We start from the raw sequence: 24,541 nt of genomic DNA on the forward strand, positions 1-24,541 counted from the left end.
CGCTCGGACCGGTTCTTCACAGTCCCTTGGGGTCGGCGACCACTTCGTTGTAGTCGTTGCTCGAAGTGCCGGCGCTTGCGCGATCCCCCGGATCGCCATTGATCCGCAGCACACTCTGCCCGGGGCGGTTGCAGCGGTCAAGTGCGCCGAGATCACGATCTGGACAACCGGGCGCCACGGCCTGCGCCGAGCTCGACGTAGGGCGCGCCCTGCGCCGGCCGACGGTCTGCGGCACCGCGCTGCGGCCACAGCGAGAACGCGCGCTCTGCCTGCGCCGTGATCGTGAGCGCCGGGTTGACGCCGAGGTTCGCCGAGACGGCGGAACCGTCGACGATGTGCAGCCCGGGGTAGTTCCACACCCGGTGATACGGGTCGACGACACCGTCGGCTGGGTCGCTCGAGATCGTCGCGCCGCCGAGGAAGTGGGCGGTCAGCGGCACCCCGAACAGCTCGAGCCACGAGCCCCTCGGCAGCGCGCGCACGCCGGTGTCCTCCTCGAGCTGGGCCGCCATCGCCTCGGCGGCACGGTGGGCCTGCGGCAGCCAGTCGGGGTTCGGCGCGCCGTCGCCCTGCCTGCTCGTGAGCCGGACCCCGCCCAGCATCCCTCGGCGGGCGCTCACCGTGAGCGAGTTGTCGGCGCTCTGCATGACGAGCGCGATCACACCGCGCTCGGTGGCGCGCCACGGCACGCTCGCACGCAGTTCGGCGAGCGGATGCCGCGCGAGCCGCCCGAGCAGGAAGCCCAGCCGCCGGTGCAGGGGCCTCCCGCCCGGTGCGAGCACCGTCACGAGCGCCATCATGGCGTTCGAGCCCTTGCCGTAGCGCACGTTCTGCACGTGGGTGCTCTCGTCGACGTAGAGCGAGGTCGTGATCGCCGAGCCCGCCGTCAGGTCGACATCGGGGACGCGCACCGCGAGGGCCCCGTCGAGCGCCTCGGAGTTCGTGCGCGTGAGCCGGCCGAGGGCCGGAGACAGGGCGGGCAGCTCCCCGCAAGCGACGAGACCGTGCAGCAGCTTCTGGGTGCCCCACGCGCCGGCCGCGAAGACGACCTGGCCCGCGGTGACGGTGCGACGGTCCTTCGGCGTGAGAGCCGTGCCCGTGCGCTCGGTGGTGACGGCGAAGCCGCGGGTCGGGTCGGCGGGGTCGAGGGGGCGCACGCCGACCACCGTGCGCATGGGCTCGATGACCGCGCCGCGCCGCTCGGCGAGCCACAGGTAGTTCTTCGTCAGGCTGTTCTTCGCCCCGACGCGGCAGCCGACCATGCAGTTGCCGCAGAGGGTGCAGCTCGTGCGCGCCGGGCCCTCGCCGCCGAAGAAGGGGTCGGGCACGGTCTCGCCAGGGGCCTCGCGGCCCGGCGTCCCGTAGTACACGCCCGTGGGCGCGACGCGGAACGTCTCGGGAACGCCGAGGCGCACGGAGACCTTCCGCATGAGCTGCTCGGCGGCGCCGTCGTATGGGTAGTGCTCGACCGTGCCCAGCATCCGCTTCGCCGTCTCGTAGTGCGGCGCGAGCTCGCGCCGCCAGTCGGTGATGCCCGCCCAGCTGCCGGTCGAGAAGAACCGCTCCCCCGGCACGTACTGGACGTTCGCGTAGTTGAGCGAGCCGCCGCCGACACCGGCGCCCGCGAGCACGAGGACGTCGGGAAGCTTGTGCAGCCGCTGCGGGCCGTACCAGCCGAGCGCCGGTGCCCAGAGCGCGTTCCTGACGTCCCAGTTGGTCTTCGCGAACTCGTGATCCGCGAAGCGCCTGCCCGCCTCGTAGACCAGCACGTCGTAGCCCTTCTCAGCCAGTCGCAGCGCCGCGACCGAGCCGCCGAAACCCGACCCGACGACCACGACGTCGTGGTCGAACGCGGTGCCGGGCACCTTCTCTGGCGTCGTTGCCGTCATGGCTGCCGATGCTACTACTGACTCGCTGTCAATAAGAGAGGGGCGCCTGCCGGCCACCGCTCCGGCCCCGTGCCGCCGGCTACGGCCGGGCCCAGGCGCGCGGGTCGCTCGGCACGGGCGAGGTGCGGATCAGCCGGAAGTCGCGGCGCCGCAGCACGCGCAGCACGAAGCGCTGCACGCGGGTGAACGCGCGCACGGCCTCACCCGGGTCGAGCGACTCGACCGAGAGAATGCGGTAGGTGGCGCCGAGATGCTCGATCTCGCCGCCGCCGTGCGTGATGTTGCGGTACCAGTTGACGCCGGGGCCGTAGGTCAGTTCCGCAATGAAGCCGTCGGGGTGGCCCGCCAGGATGACCGGCGTCTCGAAGGTGCGGCCCGTCTTGCGCCCGACGTGCCGGATGACCGAGAACGGACCCCTGCCCCGCTTGGCGGCGGCGAGCGTGAGCGGATTGAGCGTGCGGTTCAGGATGTCGAGGTAGCGTCGCCTGAAGCTCGCGTGCATCGAGCCAGATTGCCTCTCACGCCCACGGAGCGCAATACCGCGCGGACGCCTCAGGCCGCGGGCACCTCGGCGAGCAGCCCGTCGATCTGGCCGAGTGCCAGCTTCGACCCTTCCTCGTGGCCCATCGCGAGCATCTTCTCCATGTAGGCGACGGAGTCGAAGACGGTCGCGGCCGTCATCCGGGTGCCCGCCTCGATGGGCTCGAAGGTGACGGTGCCGTGCATGACCCCGGCTGGGTCGCGCTCCTTCGTGTCGTTGTCGGCGAGGCCGCCGTCGAACTCGAGGCGGTGCGGCTTCTCGACCGCGGTCGTCGCCCACCACGCGCGCTGGAACTCGCCGTTGGGGCCCGTCGAGTAGTAGCTCGAGGACCCGCCCGGCGTGAGGTCGTGGGACTCGAACGTCGCCGGGTACGGTTCGGGGCACCACCACTTCTCGAGCTGGCGCGGGTCCTCCCAGAGCTGCCAGACCCGCTCGGGCGGCGCCGCGAACTCGCACACGATGGTGAGGCTGCGCGCCTCGGGGTCGCGGGTGGATGAGATGACGGGCATGGTGCCCCTCCCTTAGTCGTCGTTCCGTTGGTCATGTCGCCCGCGGCGCCGATGCCGATCGCGCCGTTCGGGCCGTTCCTCGTCGAGCAGCGCGTCGATCGCCGCGGCGCGTGCGTGCCACAGCTGCTCGTAGCGGCGCAGCAGCTCCTGCGCACGGCCGATCGTCCCGACCTCTCCGCTCACGAGCTGCTCGCGGCCGTTCCTGCTCTTGCTCACGAGCGCCGCCTTCTCGAGCACCGCGACGTGCTTCTGCACGGCCGCGAAGCTCATCGCGTAGCCGGCCGCGAGCTCGGAGACGGAGTGCGGCCGCTGCAGCACGCGCGCCACGATGTCACGCCGCGTCGCGTCGGCGAGGGCGCGGAAGATGCGATCGACCGCCTCGTCGTCGAACGCGACGTCAATTTGTGCAACCATTTGGTTGTAGATTAGAGCGAGCGGATGTCGCGCGCAAGAGCGTCATCGACGAAGTCGGCACCCCGGCTGCCCGGTAGCCTGGTGCCCATGCGCCGCACCGTGACCGCCCTCGCCCTCGCCGCCGCTGTGCTCGCCCTCGCGGGGTGTGCCGGCTCGGCGACACCGTCGGCGACGACGCATACGGGCACCACGCAGCACGCCACCGCGACGCCGACCGCGAGCCCCGCGTCCCCCGCGAGCGCCGCCGACTGCGACGGCGTGTTCGTGACGGTGCAGTTCGGGCTGCTCGGCGCGACGGACATCGACGCCTGCGCCCCGGCAACAGGGCCCATCACCGCGGCGGCCGCCTTGAAGGAGGTCGACGTGACGACGGCGGGCACCCAGAAGTACGGCGATCAGGTGGTCTGCCGCGTGAACGGCTCGCCGTCTGCGTCGACGGCGATCGACGTCCCCGGTCACGACCCCTACACCGAGACCTGCCAGAGCATGCCGGCCGCCTACGCGTACTGGGCGGTCTGGGTGAAGGACGCCGGGAAGTGGGACTACGCCGCGAGCTCGATCACGACCCAGCAGGTGAAGCCCGGTCAGACGCTCGGGCTCAAGTTCACCACCGGCACCGACACGACACCGCCGCAGGGATAGCTCCTATGCCCACCGGGCTCGAGCCTCGGCAACGCGCACGGCGCACGGCGCTCGCCTCGCTGCGGGCGCATGTGCGCCTGCGGTTCCGGGCCGCTCCCCTGCGCCAGAGCGTCATCTTCGCGGCGGTGTTCGTGGTCGCGCGGGTCGTCTACGGCGCCGTGTTCGCGGGGGCGGCCGGTACCGGCATCCGCCTGCTCGACCTGCCGCTGATCTCGCTGCCCGCCCCGTTCACGGGCGTGCAGCTGCTCGGCCCCGTGACGGCGGACGGCATCGGCCGCCTGCTGCTCTCGGCCGCCCCCTTCACCGCCGTCATCGTGGGGTTCGGCCTGCTGAACGCCCTCGTCGACGTACGCCCGTGGTTCGCCGCGGCGGCACAGCGCGGGCCGCTGCGGTCGTTCGCGCGCGCGCTCGTGATCGCGTGGCAGACCCTTCCCGCCCTCGCCGGGGCGCTGCGCCGCGCCGCACGCGCCGCCCGGCTGCGGGGCGAGCCCCCCGGCCCGCACGTGCTCGTTCCCGTGCTCGAGGATGCGATCGAGCGTGCAGTCGCTCTGGCGGCCTCCCTCGAGCTGCGCGGGTTCGCCGCCTCGCGGCGCGCCGAGCCCGACTGCGCCGTGCCGGTGCGCGTGCGGGAGGCGGTGCTCTCGCGGCCGCAGGAGCGGCCGGGGTGGGCGGTGACGATCCCCTCCCTCGACCTCGCGCCGGGGCAGTTGACGGTGCTCGCCGGCAGCACCGGGGCGGGCAAGTCGACGGTGCTCGACGCGCTCTCGGGGGTGTTCCAGCACGCCGACGCCGGCGCGCAGTCCGGGCTCGTCGCGGTCGGCGGAGTCGACCGCGCCACGACTCCGCCGCGCGAGACCGCGGGATTCGTCGGGGCGGTCGCCCAACGCGTGCGGCCCGGATTCGTCGGCGAGACCGTGGCAGAGGAAGTCGGCTTCGCACTGTCGCTTCGCGGCATCGCAGCCGTCATCGTTGCGGATCGCGTGGCGGAGGTATGCGGGCGCCTCGGCATCGCGCACCTCGTGGAGCGCCCCGTCGCGGAGCTGTCGGCGGGCGAGGCCGAGCTGGTCGCCATCGCCGCCGCCGTCGCCGAGCACCCCACGGTGCTGCTCGTCGACGAGCCGCTCGCCGAGCTCGACGCCGTCGCGCGGCCCCGCATCGTGGCGGCGCTCGCGGCGCTCGCCCATGAGGCGGGCGTGTGCGTGGTGGTGGCCGAGCACCGCACGGCGTGGTTCGGCGCCGTCGCGGACCGCTGGCTCGCGCTCGGCGCTGACGGCGAGCTGCGCGAGACGAGCGGTGCACCCGCGACGAGCGCCGCGCCGGACGTCGGCGCACGAGAGCACGGCTCCGCAGCGCTCGCGTCTCACGAGGAGATCGTGGCCGAGGTGCGTGAGGTGACCGTGCGGCACGAGCGGCGGGTCGCCGTCGATCGGATCTCGCTCGAGGTGGCACGCGGCGAGATCGTCGCGCTCACCGGCCCGAACGGCGCCGGGAAGTCCTCGCTGCTCGATGCGATCGCTCTGCCGGCCGAGGCGGGGCGCGTCTTCGCACTCGGGGACGACGTGCACGCCCTGCGGCCGCGCGACCGACGCGCCGCCGTCGCGCTCGTGCCGGAGGGCCTGGAGGACCTGTTCGTCACCGACTCCGTCGCCGCCGAGTGCCGCCGCGCCGATCGCCGCTCCACCGCCTCGCGCCGGGGCCGAGGCGCCCGCACCGCGAGCAGTAGACCGCGGCGGGCGGGCGGCGCGGCGACGCTGGAGCGCTTCGCGAGGCTGGTGGGTGCGGATTCCGCCGCGCTGCTCGGGAGCCTCGCCGAGGCGCACCCACGCGATCTCTCCGGCGGCCAGCGTGTATGCCTCGCCATCGCGCTCCAGCTCGCCGCGCACCCCGCGGTGCTGCTCGTCGACGAACCCGCCCGGGGTCTCGACCCGAATGCGCGCGCCGAGGTCACGGCGGCACTCGCGCGCGCGGCGAGCGACGGCACCGCCGTGGTGTTCGCGACGCACGAGGCCGAGTTCGCCGCATCGCTCGCCCAGCGCACCATCCGGCTCGAGGGCGGCCGGCTCGCCGAGCCCCAGGCGGTGAGCGCGTGACGACCGCCCCCGTCCAGAGGCCGCAGCTCGGAGGCATCCGGCCGCCCCGTGGTTCCCGCGTGGACTGGCGGGCGCTCGCGCTGGTCGCCGGCAGCCTCGCCGCCGTCGCCGCGTTCGCCTGGCCGTTCTTCGCCCCGGCGCTGCCGAGCGACGCGCAGCGGACGGTTCCGTACCTGGCGGTCGCGCTCGTCCCGGTCATCGTCGCCGGGCTGACGCTCGCCCTCGACCGCCAGTTCGCGAGCGCCAAGGCGGTGGCCCTGCTCGGGGTGCTGGGCGCGATCGGCGCCGCGACCCGGGTGCTCGGCGACACGGTCGGCGGCGTCGAGCCCGTGTTCGTGGTGCTGATCCTCGCGGGCCGCGCGCTCGGTGCGCGCTTCGCCTTCCTGCTCGGCATCGTCGTCGTCACGGTGTCCGCGGTCATCACCGGGGGCATCGGGCCCTGGCTGCCGTACCAGCTGTTCGCCTGCGCCTGGGTCGGCGCCGGGGCGGGGCTCCTCCCCCGGCTGCGCGCCGGCCGGTGGGCGCGACGCGCCGAGGTCGTCATGCTCGCCGCCTACGGCGCGATCGTCTCGTGGCTGGTCGGCGCGCTGCTCAACCTCTCGTTCTGGCCGTTCGCCCTCGCCGGCGGCACGAGCATCTCGTATGCACCGGGTGCCGCCTCGTTCGCGGGCCTGCTCGAGAACCTCAAGGCGTTCGCGCTCTACTCGCTCGCGACCTCCACGCTCACCTGGGACACCGTGCGGGCGATCACGACCGTCATCGGGATCGCCGCGATCGGGCGCCCCGTGCTCGCCGCGCTGCGGCGCGCGAAGCTCTGACGGCAGGAGGGGCTGGCGACCCTCGCAGCGCGGGGCGCGGGACGCGCTACACGCTGAAGTACTTCGCCTCGGGGTGGTGGAACACGAAGGCGTCCGTCGACTGCTCGGGGTGCAGCTGCAGCTCCTCGGAGAGCTCGACGCCGATGCGCTCGGGCTTCAGCAGCTCGACGACCTTGCGACGGTCCTCCATGTCGGGGCAGGCGGGGTAGCCCAGCGAGAACCGGGCGCCGCGGTATTCGAGCTTGAACAGCCCCTCGACCGAGGCGGGCTCTTCGTCGGCGAAGCCGAGCTCTGCACGGATGCGCGCGTGCCAGTACTCCGCGAGCGCCTCGGTGAGCTGCATGGCGAGGCCGTTGAGCTCGAGATAGTCGCGGTAGCGGTTCTCTGCGAAGATCTTCGCGGTCGCGCGGCTCACGGACTCGCCCGCGGTCACCAGCTGCACCGGCATCACGTCGACGCGGCCGGAGCGCTCGGCATCCTCTCGCGACTTCACGAAATCGGCGAGGCACAGGTGACGGTCGCGCCGCTGCCGCGGGAAGTGGAAGCGCAGCCGCTCGGTGCCGAGCGCCGCACCCGAGCCGCCGTCGGGGGCGAGGATGCCCGCGGGGCCGAGCGCGCCGGCGGGGTCGTCGCCGTGGTGCAGCACGACGACGTCGTCGCCTTCCGAGACGACAGGGAAATAGCCGTAGGCGACGGATGCCTCGAGCAGCCCTTCCGCCAGGATCCGGTCGAGCCAGTACCGCAGCCGCGGCCGTCCCTCGGTCTCGACGAGCTGCTCGTAGGAGGCGGCACCGCGGCCCGGCTTCAGCCCCCACTGCCCCATGAACGTCGCGCGCTCGTCGAGGAAGGCCGAGAAGTCCGCGAGGGGGATGCCGCGCACGATGCGGGTGCCCCAGAACGGCGGCGCAGGCACCGGGTTGTCGGTCGCCACATCCGACCGGGCGGGCATCGCCTCGGGCTCGGTCAGCGTCAGCTGCGAGCCCTCGCGGTGGATGCGCTTCTTGAGCGCCGGCAGCCCCACCGAGGCAGGGTCGGCGCCACGGGCGATCTTGACGAGCGGCTCCATCAGGGCGAGGCCCTCGAACGCGTCGCGCGCGTAGCGCACCGTGCCCTGGAACATCCCGGCGAGGTCGTCCTCGACGTAGGCGCGCGTGAGTGCGGCGCCCCCGAGCAGCACCGGCCACCGGCCGGCCAGGCCGCGCTGATTCAGCTCGAGCAGGTTTTCTTTCATGACGACCGTCGACTTGACGAGCAGGCCGCTCATGCCGATCACGTCGGCGTTGTGCTGCTCGGCGGCGGCGATGATGTCGGTGATGGGCTGCTTGATGCCGAGGTTCACCACCTCGTAGCCGTTGTTGGTGAGAATGATGTCGACGAGGTTCTTGCCGATGTCGTGCACGTCGCCGCGCACGGTGGCGAGCACGATGCGGCCCTTGCCCGCCGAGGCATCCGACCTGTCCATGTGCGGCTCGAGATACGCCACGGCCGCCTTCATGACCTCGGCCGACTGCAGCACGAACGGCAGCTGCATCTCGCCCGCCCCGAAGCGCTCGCCGACGACCTTCATGCCCTCGAGCAGGTGCACGTTGATGATGTCGAGCGGGCTCTGACCACCCGACATGGCGAGGCCGAGATCGGATTCCAGGCCCTTCGCCTCGCCGTCGATGATGCGCCGCTCGAGCCGCTCGCCCACCGGCAGCGCCGCGAGCTCGGCCGCCCGCTGGTCGCGCAGCGCCTTGGTGTCGACGCCCGCGAAGATCTCGAGCATGCGCGCGAGCGGGTCGTACTCGAGGTTGCCGTCGGCGTCGTAGCGGCGCCGGTCCCAGACGAGGTCGAGCGCGACCTGGCGCTGCTCGTCGGGAAGGGATGCGAGCGGCACGATCTTCGCCGCGTCGATGATCGCCGAATCGAGGCCGGCCTGCACCGCCTCGTGCAGGAACACCGAGTTGAGCACCTGGCGAGCCGCCGGGTTCAGGCCGAACGAGACGTTAGAGACGCCGAGGGTCGTGTGGATGCCGGGGTACTTCCGCGTGATCTGCTCGATCGCCGAGATCGTCTCGATCGCGTCGCGCCGGGTCTCCTCCTGCCCGGTGGCGATCGGGAAGGTGAGGCAGTCGACGATGATGTCGGTAACGTCGAGTCCCCACTCCCCCGTCAGCGCCTCGACGAGGCGCGTCGCGATCGCGACCTTGCCCTCGGCCGTGCGCGCCTGCCCCTGCTCGTCGATCGTCAGCGCGACGACCGCGGCGCCGTGCTCCTTGACGAGCGGCATGATGCGGCCGAAGCGCGACTCGGGGCCGTCGCCGTCCTCGAAGTTCACGGAGTTGATGACCGGCCGCCCGCCGATGAGCTCGAGCCCCGCCTGCAGCACGGCCGGCTCTGTCGAGTCGACGACGAGCGGCAGGGTCGAGGCGCTCGCGAGGCGCGAGACGATCTCGCGGGCATCCGCGACGCCATCGCGGCCGACGTAGTCGACGCAGACGTCCAGGAGGTGCGCACCGGCGCGGATCTGATTGCGCGCGATCTCGACGCAGTCGTCGAAGCGACCGTCGAGCATCGCCTCGCGGAACGCCTTCGAGCCGTTCGCGTTCGTGCGCTCACCGATCGCGAGGTATGAGGCGTCCTGCTCGAACGGCACGTGCTGGTACAGGCTCGCGACGCCGGGGTCGACCTCGATCGCGCGCACGGTCGACGCGGCCCGGCCGACGCGCTCGACGACGGCCTTGAGGTGCTCAGGGGTCGTGCCGCAGCAGCCGCCGACGAGCCCGAGGCCGAACTCTCGCACGAACTGCTCGTGCGCCGTCGCGAGCTCGGCGGGCTGCAGCGGGTACTCGGCGCCGTTCTTGCCGAGCACGGGCAGGCCCGCGTTCGGCATGCACATGACGGGAAGGCGCGAGTGCTTCGAGAGGTAGCGCAGGTGCTCGCTCATCAAATCGGGCCCCGTGGCGCAGTTGAGGCCGATCGCGTCGACCCCGAGCGGCTCGATCGCGGTGAGCGCGGCCCCGACCTCGGAGCCCATCAGCATGGTGCCCGTGGTCTCGATCGTGATCTCGACGAAGATCGGCAGGCGGATGCCTGCGGCTTCGCTCGCCCGCTTGCACCCGTTGATCGCCGCCTTGGTCTGCAGCAGGTCCTGCGAGGTCTCGACGAGGAACGCGTCGGCGCCGCCCGCGATGAGGCCCGCGGCCTGCTGGGCGAAGGTGTCGCGCAGGTGCGCGTAGGTGGTGTGGCCGAGGCTCGGCAGCTTCGTGCCGGGGCCGATCGAGCCGAGCACCCAGCGGAGCCTTCCGTCGCCCTGCTGCCAGGCCTCGGCCCGCTCGCGGGCGATCCGGGCTCCGGCCGCCGCGAGCTCTTCGATGCGGTCGTCGATGCCGTAGTCGGACAGGTTCGACCAGTTCGCGCCGAAGGTGTTCGTCTCGACCGCGTCGCTGCCGACCTCGAAGTACGCGTCGTGGATGCCCGCGATGATGTCGGGCCGCGTCACGTTCAGGATCTCGTTGCAGCCCTCGAGCTGCTGGTAGTCCTCGAGGCTCGGGTCCTGCGCCTGGATCATCGTTCCCATGGCCCCATCGGCCACGACGACGCGCGCGCTCATCTCGTCGAGCAGCGCACGCGAGCGAGGAGGGACAGGCAGGGCCGGATGCATGCTTTCAGGCTACTGTCCGCGGGTCGAATCGGTCGTTCTGCGACGTCCCCTGTCCCCCGGCCTGTCCCCCGGCGCCTACTTGGCGGCAGCGAGCTCGAGCGGCAGCTCGTCGAGGTCGATGAGCTCGTTCTCGTCCTGCGTCTCGACGAGTTCGAGCGCCTCGGCGGGCGTCTCGACCGCCGGCATCGAGCCGGGCAGCGGGCGCCGTGCCGACTCGCGCAGGCCGAATGCCGCAGCTGCGCCGACGACGGCGAACCCGATCAGATAGTACGCCGGCGTCATCGGGTCGCCCGTGGCCTGCATGATCGCCTCGATGAACACGGGGGCGGTGCCGCCGAAGACGGCGACTGCGATGTTGTACGAGATGCCCATCGAGCCGTAGCGCATCGAGGTCGGGTACAGCGCGGGCAGCGCCGAGGCGAGCGTGCCGACCAGCAGCGCGGTCGGCACCGCCATCAGCAGCAGGCCGAGCAGAGTCGACCACACGGCGCCGATCGAGAGCAGCGCGAAGGCGGGCACCGCGAAGACGCCCATGGTCGCGGCGCCGATCCAGACCGTCGGGCGGCGCCCGATGCGGTCCGAGAGCATTCCGGCCACGGGGATCGCGGCCGACATCACGACGAGCACGGGAATGGTCAGCAGCGTGCCGTGGATCGGGTCGAAGCCGAGCGTGTCGGTGAGGTACGTGGGCATGTAGCTCGTGAGCGCGTAGCCGACCGTGTTGGCGGTCGCCACGAGCACGATCGCGATGAGCAGCGGCTTCCACTGCGTGCGCAGGATCGAGAGGATGCCCGTCTTGGGCGCCGGCCCCTCGACGGCATCCACCGCGTCGTTCATCGCCTTGAAGGCGGGCGACTCCTCGATCTTGAGCCGGAAGTACACGGCGATCGCGCCGATCGGGCCGGCGAGCAGGAACGGGATGCGCCAGCCGTAGTCGAGCATCGCCTGGTTGCCGAGCGTGAGCTGCATGATCGAGACCATCAGCGCGCCGAAGGCGAAGCCCAAGTACGAGCCGAGGTCGAGGAATCCGCCGAAGAACCCGCGGCGACGGTCGGGCGCGTATTCGCTGACGAAGGTCGTCACGCCGGCGTACTCGCCGCCGGTCGAGAAGCCCTGCAGCAGCTTCATGACCACGAGGATCACGGGGGCGGCTGCGCCGATCGTGCTGTACGACGGGATGAGGCCGACGATGAACGTCGCCGAGGCCATCATGATGAGCGTCGTGGCGAGCACGCGCTGGCGCCCGAGGCGGTCGCCCAGGCGGCCGAAGATGATGCCGCCGAGCGGGCGGGCGACGTAGGTCGCGGCGAAGACGCCGAGCGAGAACAGCACCTGCACGCTCGCGGCCGCCGTCGGCAGGAACACGGCGCCCATCGTGACGGCCAGATAGCCGTAGACACCGACGTCGTACCACTCCATGGTGTTGCCCACGACGGTGCCGCGCAGGGCGCGCTTCAGCATGGTGGTGTCGACGATCTGCACGTCGTCGAGGCGGAGCCTGCGGGGCCGGGGACGGGCCGCCTGGCGGGTGGCTCGGGCTGTGGTCGGGTGTGCGTGAGAACTCATGGTTCCTTCCTGATTGAGCGACTGACACGACGGCTCGGAACGTGCCGTCGTCGTCCGCCACTCAGGGGCTTAGCGCGACCCCCGTACGGGGGCTGTGGCGCGCGCATGAACCAACAAGTTTACAGGCGTAAACGAATTGCCGCGAATCGGCGGCCGATTATTCAGGCTGATCGGGGGCTAAATCACTGAGCGTCCGGGCCGAGTTCGGGTGATGCGAGATGCAACTCTTTGAGCGCGAGCTTCGCCGCTTGCCACCCCGACTGGCCGTGCACCCCAGGGCCGGGCGCGGTCGACCCGCCGCACAGATAGACGCCAGGAAGCGGCGTGCGCCACGGGGACCGGCGCGGCAGCGGGCGGGCCACGAGCTGCAGGGCCGACGTCGCCCCTGCGGCGATGTCGCCGCCGATCATGTTGGGGTCCATCCGCTCGATCTCGCGCGCGGTCGTTCCCGCGCTGGCGAGCACCGTGTCGCGGAATCCGGGCGCGAAGCGCTCGATCTCGGCGGTGATCGCCTCGGTGCGGTCGGCGTCGGAGCCGGCCGGCACGTGGGTGTACGCCCAGAGCACGTGTCGCCCCGCCGGCGCGCGCGTGTCGTCGAGCACGCTCGGCTGGCTGAGCAGAAGATACGGATGCTCCGGCAGGCGCCCGCTCGCCACCTCTCCCTCGGCGCGCGCGATCTCGGCGCGGGTGCCGCCCACGTGCACCGTCACGGCGTCGCGCAGCTCGGGCGCGGCCCACGGCACGGGGTCGCTCAGGGCGAAGTCGACCTTGGCGATGCCGTCGCCGTAGCGGAACGCCTCCATCGCGGCGAGGTACGGCCTCGGCAGGCGCTCCCCCGCGAGTTTCGCGAAGGCGCGCGGGGTCACGTCGAGCAGCACCGCGTCGGCGTCCGCCACCTCGGCGATGCTCTCGATCTCGACGCCGGTCTCGATGCGCCCCCCGTGCGCCTCGAGGTCGTCGGCGAGAGCGCGCGTGATCGCGCCGCTGCCGCCGCGCGGGATCGGCCAGCCGCGCGCGTGCGCGAACGCCGCGAGCACGAGGCCGGGTGCCGCCGCGCCGAGGGCGGGCAGTCGCTTGTTGGTGTGGGCGATCACGCCCGTGAGCAGCGCGGGTGCGGCACCCGTCGCGAACGCGGAATCCCACAGCGGGCTGCCCTGCTCGAGCCCGCGCAGCCCCAGGCGCAGCGCGACCGCGAGATGCGGCGGCGGCAGGAACGAGCCCCCGATGACCTCGGCGACCCGGTCGGCGTCGGCCGCGAGCGGCCACAGCAGGCGACGCCACGTGGAGGCGTCCGCGCCGAGCCCCTTCGCGGTGCGCTCGAGGTCGCGCCAGGCGAGAGCCGCAGTCGCCCCGCCGGGCGCGGACGCGGCGGCGAGCGCGTGGCCGTAGGACAGTTCGGGCGTGAGCAGCTCGAGGCGCCGGGTCAGCCCGAAGCGGCGGAAGAACTCGGAGTGCACGGCCATCGGGTGCACGGCCGAGCCGACGTCGTGGTGGAAGCCGGGCAGGGTGAGCTCGCGGGTCGCGGCGCCGCCGCCGAGGTGGTCCGAGCGCTCGAACACGGTGACCGAGAGACCCGCGCGGGCGAGGGTGACAGCGCCCGCAAGCCCATTGGGGCCCGAGCCGACGACGATCGCGCGACCGGTGGACATGCCCCCACCCTAGGGTTCGGGCCGCGTGCGCTGTAGGGGTGTCATCTCGGGCGCGAGCGCGCTACGGTCGCGCCTGTCATGGAGGATCTGCGCTGATGGACTGGCTGGGCTGGCTCGGAACCGGCGACTACGACGTGGCACGCGAGGTGGTGCAGCGCGGGGTGGCAGCCGTGTTCCTGATCGCGTTCCTCTCGGCCGCCGACCAGTTCCCGGCCCTGCTCGGCGAGCACGGGCTGCTGCCGGTGCCGCGGTTCCTCGACCGGGCCTACGCGCGCCGACAGCCGACGATCTTCCGCTGGCACTACAGCGATCGGATGCTTCGCCTCGTCGCGTGGGGCGGGGTCGTCGCCTCGGCGGTGCTCGTCGCCGGGCTTCCGCAGCTCGCCGCCCCCGGCGCGGCCGCTGTGCTCACCACGGTGCTGTTCCTGCTGCTGTGGGGCGCGTATCTCTCGATCGTCAATGTGGGGCAGACCTTCTACGGTTTCGGCTGGGAGTCCCTGCTGTGCGAGGCGGGCTTCACGGTGGCATGGCTCGGCGCGGCATCCGTCGTCGCCCCGGCCGCCACGCCCGTGACGACCCTGTTCCTGGTCCGCTGGCTGGTGTTCCGTCTCGAGTTCGGCGCCGGCATGATCAAGCTGCGCGGCGGGCCCGAGTGGCGCGATCTGACGGCCCTGTACTACCACCACGAGACGCAGCCCATGCCGGGCCCGTTCAGCAGGCAGGCGCATCTGCTGCCGAAGTGGGTGCACCGCGGCGAGGTGCTCGGCAATCACTTCGCGCAGCTGGTCTGCCCGTTCTTCCTGTTCGCGCCGCAGCCGGTCGCGTCGGTCGCGGCCGCGATCATGATCGTGACGCAGTTGTGGCTGATCGTCACCGGGAACTTCGCCTGGCTCAACTGGCTGACGGTCGTGCTGCTGTTCTCGGGCATCAGCGACGACGTGGTGCACGCCGTGATCCCGGCGTGGGCGTGGCCCGTGTCGAGTGATGCGCGCGGGCTGGGCGCGCTGCCCGTCTGGTACGGCGTGGTCGTGCTCGCGGCATCCGCCCTGCTCATCTATCTGTCGTGGTGGCCGGCGCGCAATCTGCTCGCGCGCCGGCAGCTGATGAACGCGAGCTTCAACCGCTGGCACCTCGTGAATGCGTACGGCGCGTTCGGAAGCGTCACGAAGCGACGCGACGAGATCGTGATCGAGGGCACGGATGACCCGGCCGGGCGATCCGGGTGGAGAGCGTACGAGTTCCACGGCAAGCCCGGTGACCCGGGCCGTGTGCCGCGCTGGTTCGCGCCGTACCACCTGCGGCTCGACTGGCTGATGTGGTTCCTCGCGCTGGGCGCCGAAGGCGGCGGCTGGTTCGACATGCTGCTCGTGCGGCTGCTGCAGGCCGATCGGCCCACGCTGCGACTGCTGCGGGTCGACCCGTTCGGCGGGCGGGCACCGGCGTTCGTGCGGGCCCGCGTGTACCGCTACCGCTTCGCGACGCGTGCCGAGCACCGCGAGACGGGCCTCGTGTGGATCCGTGAGGATCGCGGCCTGCTCGTGCCACCCGTCGGCGCTCGGGCCGACTAGCGGCCCCTGCGATCGCGTCGCGCGAGCGTCGTCACTCGCCCGTCAGGAGCCGGTCGGGCACCTCGAACTGCAGGCGGGTGAGCCACTCGGGAAAGGCCTCGGGCCAGGGGCGCCCTGTCGGCAGGCGCCGCAGCTGGCGCCGCACATCGCCCGACGACGCCGGCACGGGCAGCACGCGCGTCGGCGCCTTGCTCGAGAGCGCGCCGAACCACCAGTGCCGCCACGTGCCCTCGACGGCCTCGGGGTCGAGCACCAGGTAGTAGTCGGGCAGCTGGGCGCGGCCGGCGCGCAGCGCATCGGCCGCGACCTCGGCCTCCACGAGCAGCGTCTCGAGCGAGATCCGGTCGTCGAAGAACTCGACCCACGCCGCGGCGACGTGCGCGAGCGGGTCCGCGTCGCTGACCACGAACGACGCCGGCGACCGGCTGATGCGGCGCGCCGCCTCGTCCTCGTCGCCCGCGATGCTGAAGGCATCGACGTTGTGCAGCGTGCCGAGCTCTGTGATCAGCTCGGACGACCCAGATCCGACCAGTGTGACAACGGTTCCGCTCGATACGGCCATGTCTCACATTAAGCGCCGAGGCCGCCGATCAGCCATGCAATCCGGCGTGGCGTGTCACTCGACGCGGGCCGCTGCCGCGTCGATCTGCATGCGGCGAGCGCGCACCAGCTCGTCGAACACGTCGAGGGGCAGAGGGTTCCTGGTCGTGAAGTGCACGGACCCCGTCGTGGTCTCGAGCTCCGGGTGGGCCGCCGCGACGGCCGAGACCGCCGCGCCGCTGAACGGGTACACCGAGTAGCCGGCCTTGGTGGGCTGCAGCGAGACGAGCGCCTTGCCGCGATAGGTCAGCGCAGGCATCCCGTAGCTGCGCCCCTCTTCGAGGCCTTCGACGATCTCGCGGGCGCGCTCGAAGTACGGGCGCAGCACCTTCGCGCGTCCCTCATCGATCGAGGCCAGGTAGTCCTCGACCTCGGTGCAGCCGCCGGCGCCCGAGTCGGACATGCGAACAGTGTGCACCCGACCCGGCCTCGCGCAACAGCATCGGCCTGCGCGCATCGAGGCCTGCGCACCGCCCGATCTGCTTAAGGGGGTGCAATGAACCGACTGTGCGTTCTTCTAGCGGGAAAGTGAGGGCGCGTGTAACTTCCGCGCCATGACGAAACCCACCATCGTGCTCGTCCACGGCGCTTGGGCCGACGCCTCCAGCTGGAACCCCGTCGCCACCGCGCTCCAATCGCAGGGCTTCACCGTCCTCGCTCCCACCAACCTGCTGCGCGGCGTGCAGCAGGACTCCGACTACGTCGCCTCCTATCTGGCCCAGCACACGCAGGGGCCCGTCGTGCTGGTCGGCCACTCCTACGGCGGCTTCGTGATCACCAACGCCGGGGCGAGGGGCGGCGACGTCAAGGCGCTGGTCTACGTCGACGCCTTCATTCCCGACGAGGGGCAGTTCGTCTTCCAGCTGCTGGGCGGCTCGGGCTCGGCGTTCGACGTGCCCGACCCGACGACCGTGTTCGACATCCTGGGCTACCCCGGCGCACCCGAGGGCGACGCCGAGGCGCACCTCAAGCCCGACACCGTGCACACGGCCTTCGCGCAGGACCTGCCCGAGGCCGATCGCTGGCTGATCGTCGCCGGCCAGCGCCCGATCACCCTGCAGGCGAACACCACGCCGTCCGGGCCGCCCGCCTGGAGGTCGATTCCGAGCTGGGCCGTCATCGGCACCGAGGACAGGGTGATTCCGCCAGCCGTGCAGCGCAGCATGGCCGAGAACGCGGGGGCGACCGTCACCGAGGTCGGCGGCTCGCACGTGTCGATGCTCAGCCACCCGCAGGCGACCATCGACGCGATCCTCGCCGCGGCGGCCGCGGTCTCCTCCCCCGAGCCGGCCGCGGTCTGAGGCGGGGCGCCCCGGCGTCCGGGGCGCGCTCAGGGCCGGAACTCGACGCCGGTCCACCGCTCCGAGAGGCGCCACAGCTCCCGGCCGAACTCCGGCCGGGAGCTCGGCGCCGTGAGCCGGCGCGGCACCGGTGCCCCGCGCACCCCTGCTGCGGGCGCGAACAGCTCGCCGCCCTGCGCCGCCGGGTCGGTGAGCGCCCGCACGAGCGGCGTCGCTCCCCGGTTCTTCCCCTGCGCGACCACCGCGAGGCCGCGCTCCCAGGCGGCCGGCCGCGGCGTCACGCCGGCGCGAGCCGCGGTCAGCCCGTCGACGGCCCAGCCGGGGTGCGCCGCCAGCGCGATCGCCGACGAGCCGGCGAGGCGCAGCCGCCGGTCGAGCTCGGCGGCGAAGCCCTGCACCGCGTGCTTCGAGAGCGCATAGGCGCGGAACCCGTCATAGCGGCGCTCGCTGTCGAGGTCGTCGATCTCGGGCTTCACGAGCACGGTGGACAGGCTCGTCAGCCCGACCCAGCGAGCACCGGGGGTCCGTGCGAGCGCGGGCCACAGCGTGGCGGCCAGCAGGAAGTGGCCCAGGTGGTTCGTCGCGAAGGTGAGCTCGAGCCCCTCCGGCGTCGTGCGGCGCCGGGCGGAGCCCATGGTGATCGCCCCGTTGGCCGCGACGCCGTCGAGCCGCTCCCAGCGCGCGACCTGCTCGCCCGCGGCGCGAACGGAGGCCGGTGCGGCGAGGTCGAGCGCCAGGAAGTCGACGTCGGCGCCGTCGATGCGCGCACGGATCGCCGCCAGCGCCCGCTCGGCGCGCTCCGCGTCGCGAGCGGCCAGCACGACGCGCGCGCCGGCCGCCGCGAGCTGCTCGGCCGCGAAGTAGCCGATGCCGCGGTTGCCGCCGGTGATGAGGAAGACCTTGCCGGTCTGATTCGGCAGTCGCCTCACGTCCCACCCGTCTCGTCCCGGCATCCGTCACCCTCTCCGCTCTCGCGGCGCCCCGCGCGCGGCGCGGCACACCCACTGGGTGCAAGCACACCGCGCCACCGCCCCCGTGTGCAACTGCGACGGGCGCGGCCTCGCCGCCAGGCCGCGGATTCGGGCCGATTCACCCCATTCCTAGCCGCGCGCGCCTACCGTGTGCTCATGGCGGGCCTGCGCGCTCTGCGTGGTCGGATTCCCAGCCCCCGCACGACGCTGACCGTCGCCGGGGTGGTCGTCGCCGCGCTCGTGCTCGCCGTCGGAGTGCTCGCGTTCCGCCTCGGCAGCGCGGCGAGCGCCGCGAGCCCCGTGCGCGCGCCGACCGCGACCCCGTCGGCCACCGCCCCGACCGTCGCGCAGCTGTATCGCCTCGTCGGCCCCTCGGTCGTGGTCGTCGAGACGAGCGCCGGCGAGCTCGGCACCGGCGTGGTGGCCACGGCAGGCGGCATCATCCTGACCGCGAACCACGTCGTCTCGGGCGGCGGCACGATCACCGTCACCTTCTCGGACGGCACCAGGACTCCGGCATCCGTCGCCACGCGCGACCCGGGCAACGACATCGCCACGCTCAGCCCGAGCGACCTGCCCCAGCCGCTCGTGCCCGCCACGCTGGGCGGCGACGCGCCCGTCGGCGCACCTGTCGTCGCCATCGGGAACCCGCTCGGCCTCTCGTACAGCGTCTCGTCGGGCGTCGTCTCGGGCACGGGCCGCGAGGCCAGCACCGATCAGGGCTCGTTCGGCGGGCTGATCCAGTTCGACGCGAGCGTGAACCCCGGCAGCTCCGGCGGCCCGCTGCTCGACCAGCGCGGCGCGGTGATCGGGATCGTCGTCTCGATCGCCGACCCCGGCCACGACGGCGCGTGGGCGGGCGTCGGCTTCGCGGTGCCGATCGGCACGGCGCTCGGCGGCGGCCGCGACGGCGGCGCGCTGCAAGGACCCGAGATCTAGAGATGCGGATGCCTGAGCCGAAGGAGCCCGGATGAATCAGCCCCACCCCCTCGAGCACGTGCTGTTCGAGGTCAAGCGCACGATCGTCGGCCAGGACGTGCTGCTTGAGCGCATGGCCGTCGCTCTGCTCGCGGGCGGCCACCTGCTCGTCGAGGGCGTGCCCGGTCTTGCGAAGACGCTCGCGGTGAAGTCGCTCGCCGCGGCGATCGGCGGCCAGTTCCAGCGGGTGCAGTTCACGCCCGACCTGGTGCCGGCCGACCTCGTCGGCACCCGCGTGTACCACCAGCACACCGGCGAGTTCGAGACCGTGCTCGGCCCGGTCTTCGCCAACCTTCTGCTCGCCGACGAGATCAACCGCGCTCCCGCGAAGGTGCAGTCGGCGCTGCTCGAGGTCATGCAGGAGCACCAGGTGACGATCGGGCGCGAGACGTTCGCCGTGCCCGAGCCGTTCCTCGTCATGGCGACCGAGAATCCGATCGAGTCCGAGGGCACCTACCCGCTGCCCGAGGCTCAGGTCGACCGCTTCATGATGAAGGTCGTCGTGGGCTACCCGACCCCGCCCGAGGAGCACGCCATCGTCGCGCGCTCGCTGCAGTCCGCGCCGCTCACCCAGGCGATGCTCACGCCCGAGAGCCTGATCGAGCTGCGCACGCGGGTCGAGGGCGTCTATGTCGACCCTGCCATCACCGACTACGCCGTGCGGCTCGTCTCGGCGACCCGGTCGCCCGGCATCGTCGGGCTCGGCGAGCTGGAGCACTACCTCTCCTACGGCGCGAGCCCCCGGGCATCCATCGCCCTCGTGCACGGCGGGCGCGCGCTCGCGTTCCTGCGCGGTCGCGCCTACGTGCTTCCCCAGGACGTCGCCGAGCTCGCGCCCGACGTGCTGCGGCACCGCGTCGTCCTCAGCTACGAGGCGCTCGCCGACGATCTCGATGCCGACGCGATCGTCACGCGCGTGCTCGGCTCGGTGCCCGCGCCCGACGTCGTTCTGCAGAGCCGATGACGGGCTGGTGAGAGCGGATGTCTGAGCCGAACGCGCCGCGCGCGGCGCCCGACGCGCCGCTCGAGAAGCTGCTGCTGCGACTCGAATGGCGGGTGCTGCGCCGCCTCGAGGGGCGCATGCAGGGCGCTTATCGCACCGTGCACCGGGGAACGGGCATCGACTTCGCCGGCCTGCGTGCCTACGTGCCCGGCGACGACGCACGGCACCTCGACTGGAACGTCACGGCGCGACTCGGCGAACCGCACGTGCGCGTCTTCACGGAAGACCGCGAGCTCACCGTGTGGCTCGTGCTCGACCGCTCCGCCTCGATGGGCGCGATCTCCGCAGCCGGCGGACGCGGCAAGGACGAGATCCTCGCCGAGCTCGCATTGGCCCTCGCGCGGCTGTTCGGCCGCAGCGGGAACCGCGTCGGCGCCCTGCTCTACGACGAGGGCGCGGCGCGCGTGGTGCCGCCCGGCACGGGCCGCAGGCATGCGCTGCGTCTCGGGGCCGAACTCGACCGCGAGGCGAGCGCCCGTCGCGGTGGGGCGAGGGCCGGGGCGGATGCCGGCGGCCGACGCCGCTTCGCCCGTCGCTCTGCGACGACCGATCTCGGCGCGATGCTCGACCGGGTGGCCGGCCTCGCCCGGCGGCGCAGCCTGATCGTCGTCGTCTCGGACTTCATCGGAACCGGCGACTGGCCGCGCGCCCTGCTGCGCCTCACGCAGCGCCACGAGGTCGTCGCGCTGCGCGTCGCGGATGCCGCGGACGGCGCGCTTCCGGAAGCCGGGCTCGTCGTCGTCGAAGACGCCGAGACGGGTGAGCAGCTCATCGTCGACACGGGCGACCCGGTGTTCCGCGCCGGCTATCGCGTGGGCGTCGAGCGGCACGAGAGCGAGCTCGCGGCGGGCATGCGCCGTGCCGGCGTCCCCCTGCGCCGCGTCGACACGGCCCGAGAGCTCGACCGGGTGCTCGTCGACCTCGTCACCGCAACGGGGCACCCATGACCGTCGCTGCGCCCCCGCTCCTCGCGCTCGGCGCCGTCGTGGTCGCGGCGCTCGCCGTCGTGGCCGCGGTGTTCGGCCGCCGCCGGGCCGCGGCGCTCGCGCGGCTCGGCGGGGCGACGTCGGGGCGCGCTCGCCGCAGCTCCCTCGCCCGTGCGGTGGGGCTCTGGCTCACGATCGCGGGCGTGGCGGTCCTCGCCGTCGGCGCGGCGGGGCCCGCGGCATCCGTGCCCACGCCGCGCGCCTCGGGCACCGTGATCCTCGCCATGGACGTCTCGCAGTCGATGATCGCCGACGACGTGCGGCCGACCCGCATCGCCGCGGCGCAGAAGGCGGCCCGGCAGTTCATCGCCGCCCAGCCCGACTCGGTCGACATCGGCGTCGTCGCGTTCGAGCAGGGCGCGCTCGTCACCTCACGTCCGAGCCCGGACCACGCCCGGGCCGTGAACGCGATCGATCGGCTGACGGTCTCGGGCGGCACCTCGCTCGGCGCCGCGATCATCGGGTCGCTCTCCACCATCACGGGCAAGACGGTCACGATCGGGAAGGACGGCAACCTGCCGCAGCTCGGCTGGTGGGCCAATGCGACGATCGTGCTGTTCAGCGACGGGCAGAACATGGGTGCGGGCGGGGTCGACACCGAATCCGCCGCGCAGCTCGCCGCGCAATCCGGCGTGCACATCGACACGGTCGGGGTCGGGACCCCGGCCGGCACGATCGTCGAGGCCGATGGATTCCGCATGGAATCGGCGCTCGACGCCGACGCCCTCACGCAGATCTCGCAGATCACGGGCGGCAGCTATCACCCCGCATCCGACGCGAAGCAGCTCGGCAGCGTCGCCGACTCGATCGACCTGCGGCTCACGATCGTGCACGAGCCGCTGCCGCTCGGCGCCGCGTTCATCGCCGTCGCGCTCGCCCTGCTGCTCGTGGGCGCGCTGCTCACCGTCGTCGGCACGGGCCGGGTGGTGTGAGGTGTCGTTCACGTGGCCATGGGCGCTGCTCGCGCTGCTGCTCGTTCCGCTGGTGCTGCTGCTCGCGTGGGGGCTGCGTCGGCGCAGGCGCCGGGCGGCGATCCGCGTCGCGTCGATCACGCTGGTGCGGCAGGCTCTGCCGATGCGCGGCAGCTGGGCGAGGCGGATTCCCGCCGCCCTGCTGCTCACGGGCGTGGCGGTGCTCGCGGTCGGCGCCGCGCGGCCGCAGGCATCCGTTCACGTCCCCTCGAAGTCGTCGACGATCATGCTCGCCCTCGACGTGTCGGGCTCGATGTGCTCGACGGACGTCTACCCGAACCGCATCACCGCGGCCGCACAGCAGGCGGGCTCGTTCGTCGACTCGCTGCGCGGCGGCCCGAAGATCGGGCTCGTGACGTTCGCGGGGACAGCCGGCGTGCTCGTGCCGCCCACCGACGACACCCGCGCGCTGGGCGACGCGCTCACGGGTCTCACGACCTCGCGGGGCACCGCCATCGGCCAGGCGATCATCACCTCGCTCGACGAGATCGCGAAGGTCGACCCCGCGGTGGCCCCGACCGGCGTGAATCTCGCGCCGCCCGCCGAGCCGCCCTCGCCCGACGGCGGCGGCTTCGCGCCCGACGCGATCGTGCTGCTGACCGACGGCGCCAACACGCAGGGCGCCGACCCCCAGCTCGCGGCGCGCCTCGCCGCCGCCCGCGATGTGCGGGTCTTCACGATCGGCTTCGGCACGAGGAATCCTGCGCCGCTCGTGTGCCCGGGCAGTCAGCTGAACGACGGCCCCGGCGGCTTCGGCGGGGGCGGTTTCGGGCCGGGCGCGGGCGGCTTCGACGGGCGAGGCGGCAGCAGCCTGCTGCAGATCGACGAGCGGGCCCTGCAGCAGATCGCGAAGACCACGGGCGGCACCTATCACCGGGCGCAGAACGCCGACCAGCTGAAGAACGCGCTCGACGCGCTGCCGAGCCGGTTCAGCCTCGTGAAGCAGAACGTCGACCTCGCGTCGTGGTTCGCCGGCGCAGGCGGCCTGCTCGTGGCCGCCGCGGTCGGGGTGTCGCTCTGGCAGGGGCGCGTGCACGACCGCTCTAGCGGTCGCCCGCCCCGAGCGCCGCGATCAGCGCCGCCGCCTTGAGCTTCATCTCGGCGAGCTCTGCGGCCGGGTCCGATGACGAGGTGATGCCACCGCCCGTGCCGAACGTCGCGCGGTCGCCCTCGATCACGATGGTGCGGATCGTCGTCGCGAAGTCGGCGGAGCCGTCGGCCGCGAAGTAGCCGAACGCCCCGGCGTATGCCCCGCGAGGCACGCCCTCGAGCCCCTGCAGCAGCTCGACCGCGCGGCGCTTCGGCGCCCCCGTCATCGACCCGGCGGGGAAGAGCGCCGCGAAGGCGCGGACCGCGCCGGCCCCGGGTGCGAGCCGACCGGACACGGTGCTGACGAGCTGGTGCACCGTGCGATACGACTCGACCGCGAAGAGGCTCTCGACCGCGACCGAGCCCAGCTCGCTCACCTTCGACAGATCGTTGCGCACGAGGTCGACGATCATGAGGTTCTCTGCCCGCTCCTTCTCGCTCGCGAGCAGCTCTGCGGCGAGCGCGGCGTCGACCGCCGGCTCTGCCGCCCGCGGCCGTGTGCCCTTCATCGGCCGGGTCACGGCGCGGCCGCCCGGGCCCACCTCGACGAAGCGCTCGGGCGACGCGCTCAGAAGCTCGCGCCCGCCCAGGCGAAGGAACCCGCCGTGGTGACTCGGGGCGAGCCGCCGCAGCCGCCGGTACACCGCCACCGGGTCCGCCGGCCGCCGCGTCGACCACTGCTCGGTGAGGCACAGCTGGTAGGCATCGCCCGCCGCGATCCGCGCCTGGCATGCGCGAATGAGCTCGAGATATGCGGCGTCGTCATGCGTGCGCGCGATCTCGCCGGCGCGGGCGATGGTAGGCGGGGCGGATGCCGCGGCCGGCGCCGCCGCGAGCGCGGCGGCAGTCGCGTCGAGCCAGCCCTCGTCGGCGGCGGTTGCGATGACGCGCACGGTCCGTTCCACGTGGTCGAACATCACCGCGCGCTCCACGAGCATCGCCGCGGCGAGCGCGGCGCGCGGCGCAGCGCCGTGCGCTCCGGCCCCGGGGGCGTGCACGGGCGGCACGCCGAGCAGCGCCGAGCCGAACTCGTGCGAGAACCACCCGGCCCAGAGCGGCAGCAGCGCATCGCCCGGCGCCGAGAGCTCGCCACGCAGCGCGGCGAGCATCGCCTCGGCGTCGGCGGCATCGTGCGCCGCGAGCCGGCGCGGGGCATCCCCCGCCCACCCAAGCAGACTCATGCCGGAATCGGCATGAACGCCGGAATCGAACCAGACGACCTCGCTCCGACCGTCGTCCAGCGCGAGGAACGCCGCCTCAGGGTCGAGCCAGCGCCCGACCTCCACGTCGATCACGGGATTCCCCGAGCG

At 72.9% G+C, this 24,541-nt stretch carries 21 protein-coding genes; 10 read left to right on the top strand and 11 right to left on the bottom strand.

Annotated elements, in window-relative coordinates:
* Positions 1–152: 152 nt before the first annotated feature.
* The 4 genes from ABD716_RS15010 to ABD716_RS15025 all read right to left on the bottom strand — a co-directional run bounded on the left by ABD716_RS15010 (position 153) and on the right by ABD716_RS15025 (position 3,353).
* Positions 153–1,889: an FAD-dependent oxidoreductase gene (locus tag ABD716_RS15010; protein ID WP_344778281.1), complete on the bottom strand. Its 1,737-nt coding sequence runs from the start codon at positions 1,887–1,889 to the stop codon at positions 153–155.
* A gap of 79 nt (positions 1,890–1,968) precedes the next feature.
* The gene (locus ABD716_RS15015) at positions 1,969–2,391 is read right to left on the bottom strand and encodes a PNPOx family protein (protein ID WP_344778283.1); all 423 of its coding nucleotides are present in this window, start codon (positions 2,389–2,391) and stop codon (positions 1,969–1,971) included.
* 50 nt (positions 2,392–2,441) lie between these two features.
* On the bottom strand, positions 2,442–2,939 hold the full coding sequence (locus ABD716_RS15020; protein WP_344778285.1) for an SRPBCC family protein: 498 nt from the start codon (positions 2,937–2,939) through the stop codon (positions 2,442–2,444).
* Between the two features lie 12 nt (positions 2,940–2,951).
* The gene (locus tag ABD716_RS15025; RefSeq protein ID WP_344778287.1) at positions 2,952–3,353 is read right to left on the bottom strand and encodes an ArsR/SmtB family transcription factor; all 402 of its coding nucleotides are present in this window, start codon (positions 3,351–3,353) and stop codon (positions 2,952–2,954) included.
* Positions 3,354–3,440: 87 nt separating this feature from the next.
* Here ABD716_RS15025 and ABD716_RS15030 point away from each other — a divergent pair, with 87 nt between their 5' ends.
* Genes ABD716_RS15030 through ABD716_RS15040 form a run of 3 tightly spaced genes read left to right on the top strand, consistent with a single transcriptional unit; the run spans position 3,441 to position 6,903 of the window.
* Entirely contained in the window at positions 3,441–3,995 is a 555-nt protein-coding gene (locus ABD716_RS15030) for a hypothetical protein (protein WP_344778289.1), read from the top strand.
* Between the two features lie 5 nt (positions 3,996–4,000).
* On the top strand, positions 4,001–6,085 hold the full coding sequence (locus ABD716_RS15035; protein ID WP_344778291.1) for an ATP-binding cassette domain-containing protein: 2,085 nt from the start codon (positions 4,001–4,003) through the stop codon (positions 6,083–6,085).
* Positions 6,082–6,903: an ECF transporter S component gene (locus ABD716_RS15040; protein WP_344778293.1), complete on the top strand. Its 822-nt coding sequence runs from the start codon at positions 6,082–6,084 to the stop codon at positions 6,901–6,903. The genes ABD716_RS15035 and ABD716_RS15040 overlap by 4 nt, the downstream gene beginning before the upstream one ends.
* A 46-nt stretch (positions 6,904–6,949) precedes the next feature.
* On the opposite strand, the gene metH is transcribed toward ABD716_RS15040, so the two are convergent.
* The 3 genes from metH to ABD716_RS15055 all read right to left on the bottom strand — a co-directional run bounded on the left by metH (position 6,950) and on the right by ABD716_RS15055 (position 13,764).
* The gene (gene metH, locus ABD716_RS15045; RefSeq protein WP_344778295.1) at positions 6,950–10,549 is read right to left on the bottom strand and encodes a methionine synthase; all 3,600 of its coding nucleotides are present in this window, start codon (positions 10,547–10,549) and stop codon (positions 6,950–6,952) included.
* 75 nt (positions 10,550–10,624) lie between these two features.
* Positions 10,625–12,115 (bottom strand): MFS transporter, encoded by a 1,491-nt coding sequence (locus tag ABD716_RS15050; protein ID WP_344778297.1) that lies wholly within the window; start codon positions 12,113–12,115, stop codon positions 10,625–10,627.
* A gap of 182 nt (positions 12,116–12,297) precedes the next feature.
* Positions 12,298–13,764 carry a phytoene desaturase family protein gene (locus ABD716_RS15055; protein WP_344778299.1) on the bottom strand — a complete coding sequence of 489 codons (1,467 nt, stop codon included), beginning with the start codon at positions 13,762–13,764 and terminating at the stop codon, positions 12,298–12,300.
* 95 nt (positions 13,765–13,859) lie between these two features.
* Here ABD716_RS15055 and ABD716_RS15060 point away from each other — a divergent pair, with 95 nt between their 5' ends.
* Positions 13,860–15,332, top strand: a complete 1,473-nt coding sequence (locus ABD716_RS15060; RefSeq protein WP_344778301.1) for a lipase maturation factor family protein — start codon at positions 13,860–13,862, stop codon at positions 15,330–15,332.
* Between the two features lie 31 nt (positions 15,333–15,363).
* On the opposite strand, the gene ABD716_RS15065 is transcribed toward ABD716_RS15060, so the two are convergent.
* Positions 15,364–15,894 (bottom strand): hypothetical protein, encoded by a 531-nt coding sequence (locus ABD716_RS15065; RefSeq protein ID WP_344778303.1) that lies wholly within the window; start codon positions 15,892–15,894, stop codon positions 15,364–15,366.
* 54 nt (positions 15,895–15,948) lie between these two features.
* A complete protein-coding gene (locus ABD716_RS15070) occupies positions 15,949–16,335 on the bottom strand; it encodes an iron chaperone (RefSeq protein ID WP_344778305.1) in 387 nt (128 codons plus the stop codon).
* Positions 16,336–16,486: 151 nt separating this feature from the next.
* Between ABD716_RS15070 and ABD716_RS15075 the strand changes: the two genes are divergently transcribed.
* Positions 16,487–17,233, top strand: a complete 747-nt coding sequence (locus ABD716_RS15075) for an alpha/beta fold hydrolase (protein WP_344778307.1) — start codon at positions 16,487–16,489, stop codon at positions 17,231–17,233.
* 29 nt (positions 17,234–17,262) lie between these two features.
* Here the strand turns inward: ABD716_RS15075 and ABD716_RS15080 are convergent, their stop codons facing one another.
* Entirely contained in the window at positions 17,263–18,186 is a 924-nt protein-coding gene (locus ABD716_RS15080; protein ID WP_344778309.1) for an SDR family NAD(P)-dependent oxidoreductase, read from the bottom strand.
* Positions 18,187–18,360: 174 nt separating this feature from the next.
* Here ABD716_RS15080 and ABD716_RS15085 point away from each other — a divergent pair, with 174 nt between their 5' ends.
* From ABD716_RS15085 to ABD716_RS15105, 5 genes are read left to right on the top strand one after another with little or no spacing between them, the layout of a single operon-like run.
* On the top strand, positions 18,361–19,143 hold the full coding sequence (locus tag ABD716_RS15085; RefSeq protein WP_344778310.1) for a S1C family serine protease: 783 nt from the start codon (positions 18,361–18,363) through the stop codon (positions 19,141–19,143).
* 31 nt (positions 19,144–19,174) lie between these two features.
* On the top strand, positions 19,175–20,146 hold the full coding sequence (locus tag ABD716_RS15090; protein WP_344778311.1) for an AAA family ATPase: 972 nt from the start codon (positions 19,175–19,177) through the stop codon (positions 20,144–20,146).
* A 17-nt stretch (positions 20,147–20,163) separates the two neighbouring features.
* On the top strand, positions 20,164–21,132 hold the full coding sequence (locus ABD716_RS15095; RefSeq protein WP_344778313.1) for a DUF58 domain-containing protein: 969 nt from the start codon (positions 20,164–20,166) through the stop codon (positions 21,130–21,132).
* Complete coding sequence (locus tag ABD716_RS15100) at positions 21,129–22,103, top strand: VWA domain-containing protein (RefSeq protein WP_344778315.1); 975 nt, start codon at positions 21,129–21,131, stop codon at positions 22,101–22,103. Before ABD716_RS15095 ends, ABD716_RS15100 begins: the two co-directional genes overlap by 4 nt.
* A 1-nt stretch (position 22,104) precedes the next feature.
* Positions 22,105–23,232, top strand: coding sequence for a VWA domain-containing protein (locus tag ABD716_RS15105; RefSeq protein WP_344778317.1), 1,128 nt, complete (start codon positions 22,105–22,107; stop codon positions 23,230–23,232).
* On the opposite strand, the gene ABD716_RS15110 is transcribed toward ABD716_RS15105, so the two are convergent.
* Positions 23,186–24,526, bottom strand: a complete 1,341-nt coding sequence (locus tag ABD716_RS15110) for an anthranilate synthase component I family protein (protein ID WP_344778319.1) — start codon at positions 24,524–24,526, stop codon at positions 23,186–23,188. The genes ABD716_RS15105 and ABD716_RS15110 overlap by 47 nt on opposite strands.
* Positions 24,527–24,541 lie beyond the last annotated feature (15 nt).

The sequence above is a fragment of the Gryllotalpicola kribbensis genome (genome assembly GCF_039538245.1).
GTDB classification, from domain to species: Bacteria; Actinomycetota; Actinomycetes; order Actinomycetales; family Microbacteriaceae; genus Gryllotalpicola; species Gryllotalpicola kribbensis.

Excerpts from the sequence above, each read along its gene's own strand:
- ABD716_RS15010 (WP_344778281.1), bottom strand. The coding sequence starts at position 1,889 with ATGACGGCAACGACGCCAGAGAAGGTGCCCGGCACCGCGTTCGACCAC.
- ABD716_RS15015 (WP_344778283.1), bottom strand. The coding sequence starts at position 2,391 with ATGCACGCGAGCTTCAGGCGACGCTACCTCGACATCCTGAACCGCACG.
- ABD716_RS15020 (WP_344778285.1), bottom strand. The coding sequence starts at position 2,939 with ATGCCCGTCATCTCATCCACCCGCGACCCCGAGGCGCGCAGCCTCACC.
- ABD716_RS15025 (WP_344778287.1), bottom strand. The coding sequence starts at position 3,353 with ATGGTTGCACAAATTGACGTCGCGTTCGACGACGAGGCGGTCGATCGC.
- ABD716_RS15030 (WP_344778289.1), top strand. The coding sequence starts at position 3,441 with ATGCGCCGCACCGTGACCGCCCTCGCCCTCGCCGCCGCTGTGCTCGCC.
- ABD716_RS15035 (WP_344778291.1), top strand. The coding sequence starts at position 4,001 with ATGCCCACCGGGCTCGAGCCTCGGCAACGCGCACGGCGCACGGCGCTC.
- metH (WP_344778295.1), bottom strand. The coding sequence starts at position 10,549 with ATGCATCCGGCCCTGCCTGTCCCTCCTCGCTCGCGTGCGCTGCTCGAC.
- ABD716_RS15050 (WP_344778297.1), bottom strand. The coding sequence starts at position 12,115 with ATGAGTTCTCACGCACACCCGACCACAGCCCGAGCCACCCGCCAGGCG.
- ABD716_RS15055 (WP_344778299.1), bottom strand. The coding sequence starts at position 13,764 with ATGTCCACCGGTCGCGCGATCGTCGTCGGCTCGGGCCCCAATGGGCTT.
- ABD716_RS15060 (WP_344778301.1), top strand. The coding sequence starts at position 13,860 with ATGGACTGGCTGGGCTGGCTCGGAACCGGCGACTACGACGTGGCACGC.
- ABD716_RS15065 (WP_344778303.1), bottom strand. The coding sequence starts at position 15,894 with ATGGCCGTATCGAGCGGAACCGTTGTCACACTGGTCGGATCTGGGTCG.
- ABD716_RS15070 (WP_344778305.1), bottom strand. The coding sequence starts at position 16,335 with ATGTCCGACTCGGGCGCCGGCGGCTGCACCGAGGTCGAGGACTACCTG.
- ABD716_RS15075 (WP_344778307.1), top strand. The coding sequence starts at position 16,487 with ATGACGAAACCCACCATCGTGCTCGTCCACGGCGCTTGGGCCGACGCC.
- ABD716_RS15080 (WP_344778309.1), bottom strand. The coding sequence starts at position 18,186 with ATGCCGGGACGAGACGGGTGGGACGTGAGGCGACTGCCGAATCAGACC.
- ABD716_RS15085 (WP_344778310.1), top strand. The coding sequence starts at position 18,361 with ATGGCGGGCCTGCGCGCTCTGCGTGGTCGGATTCCCAGCCCCCGCACG.
- ABD716_RS15090 (WP_344778311.1), top strand. The coding sequence starts at position 19,175 with ATGAATCAGCCCCACCCCCTCGAGCACGTGCTGTTCGAGGTCAAGCGC.
- ABD716_RS15095 (WP_344778313.1), top strand. The coding sequence starts at position 20,164 with ATGTCTGAGCCGAACGCGCCGCGCGCGGCGCCCGACGCGCCGCTCGAG.
- ABD716_RS15100 (WP_344778315.1), top strand. The coding sequence starts at position 21,129 with ATGACCGTCGCTGCGCCCCCGCTCCTCGCGCTCGGCGCCGTCGTGGTC.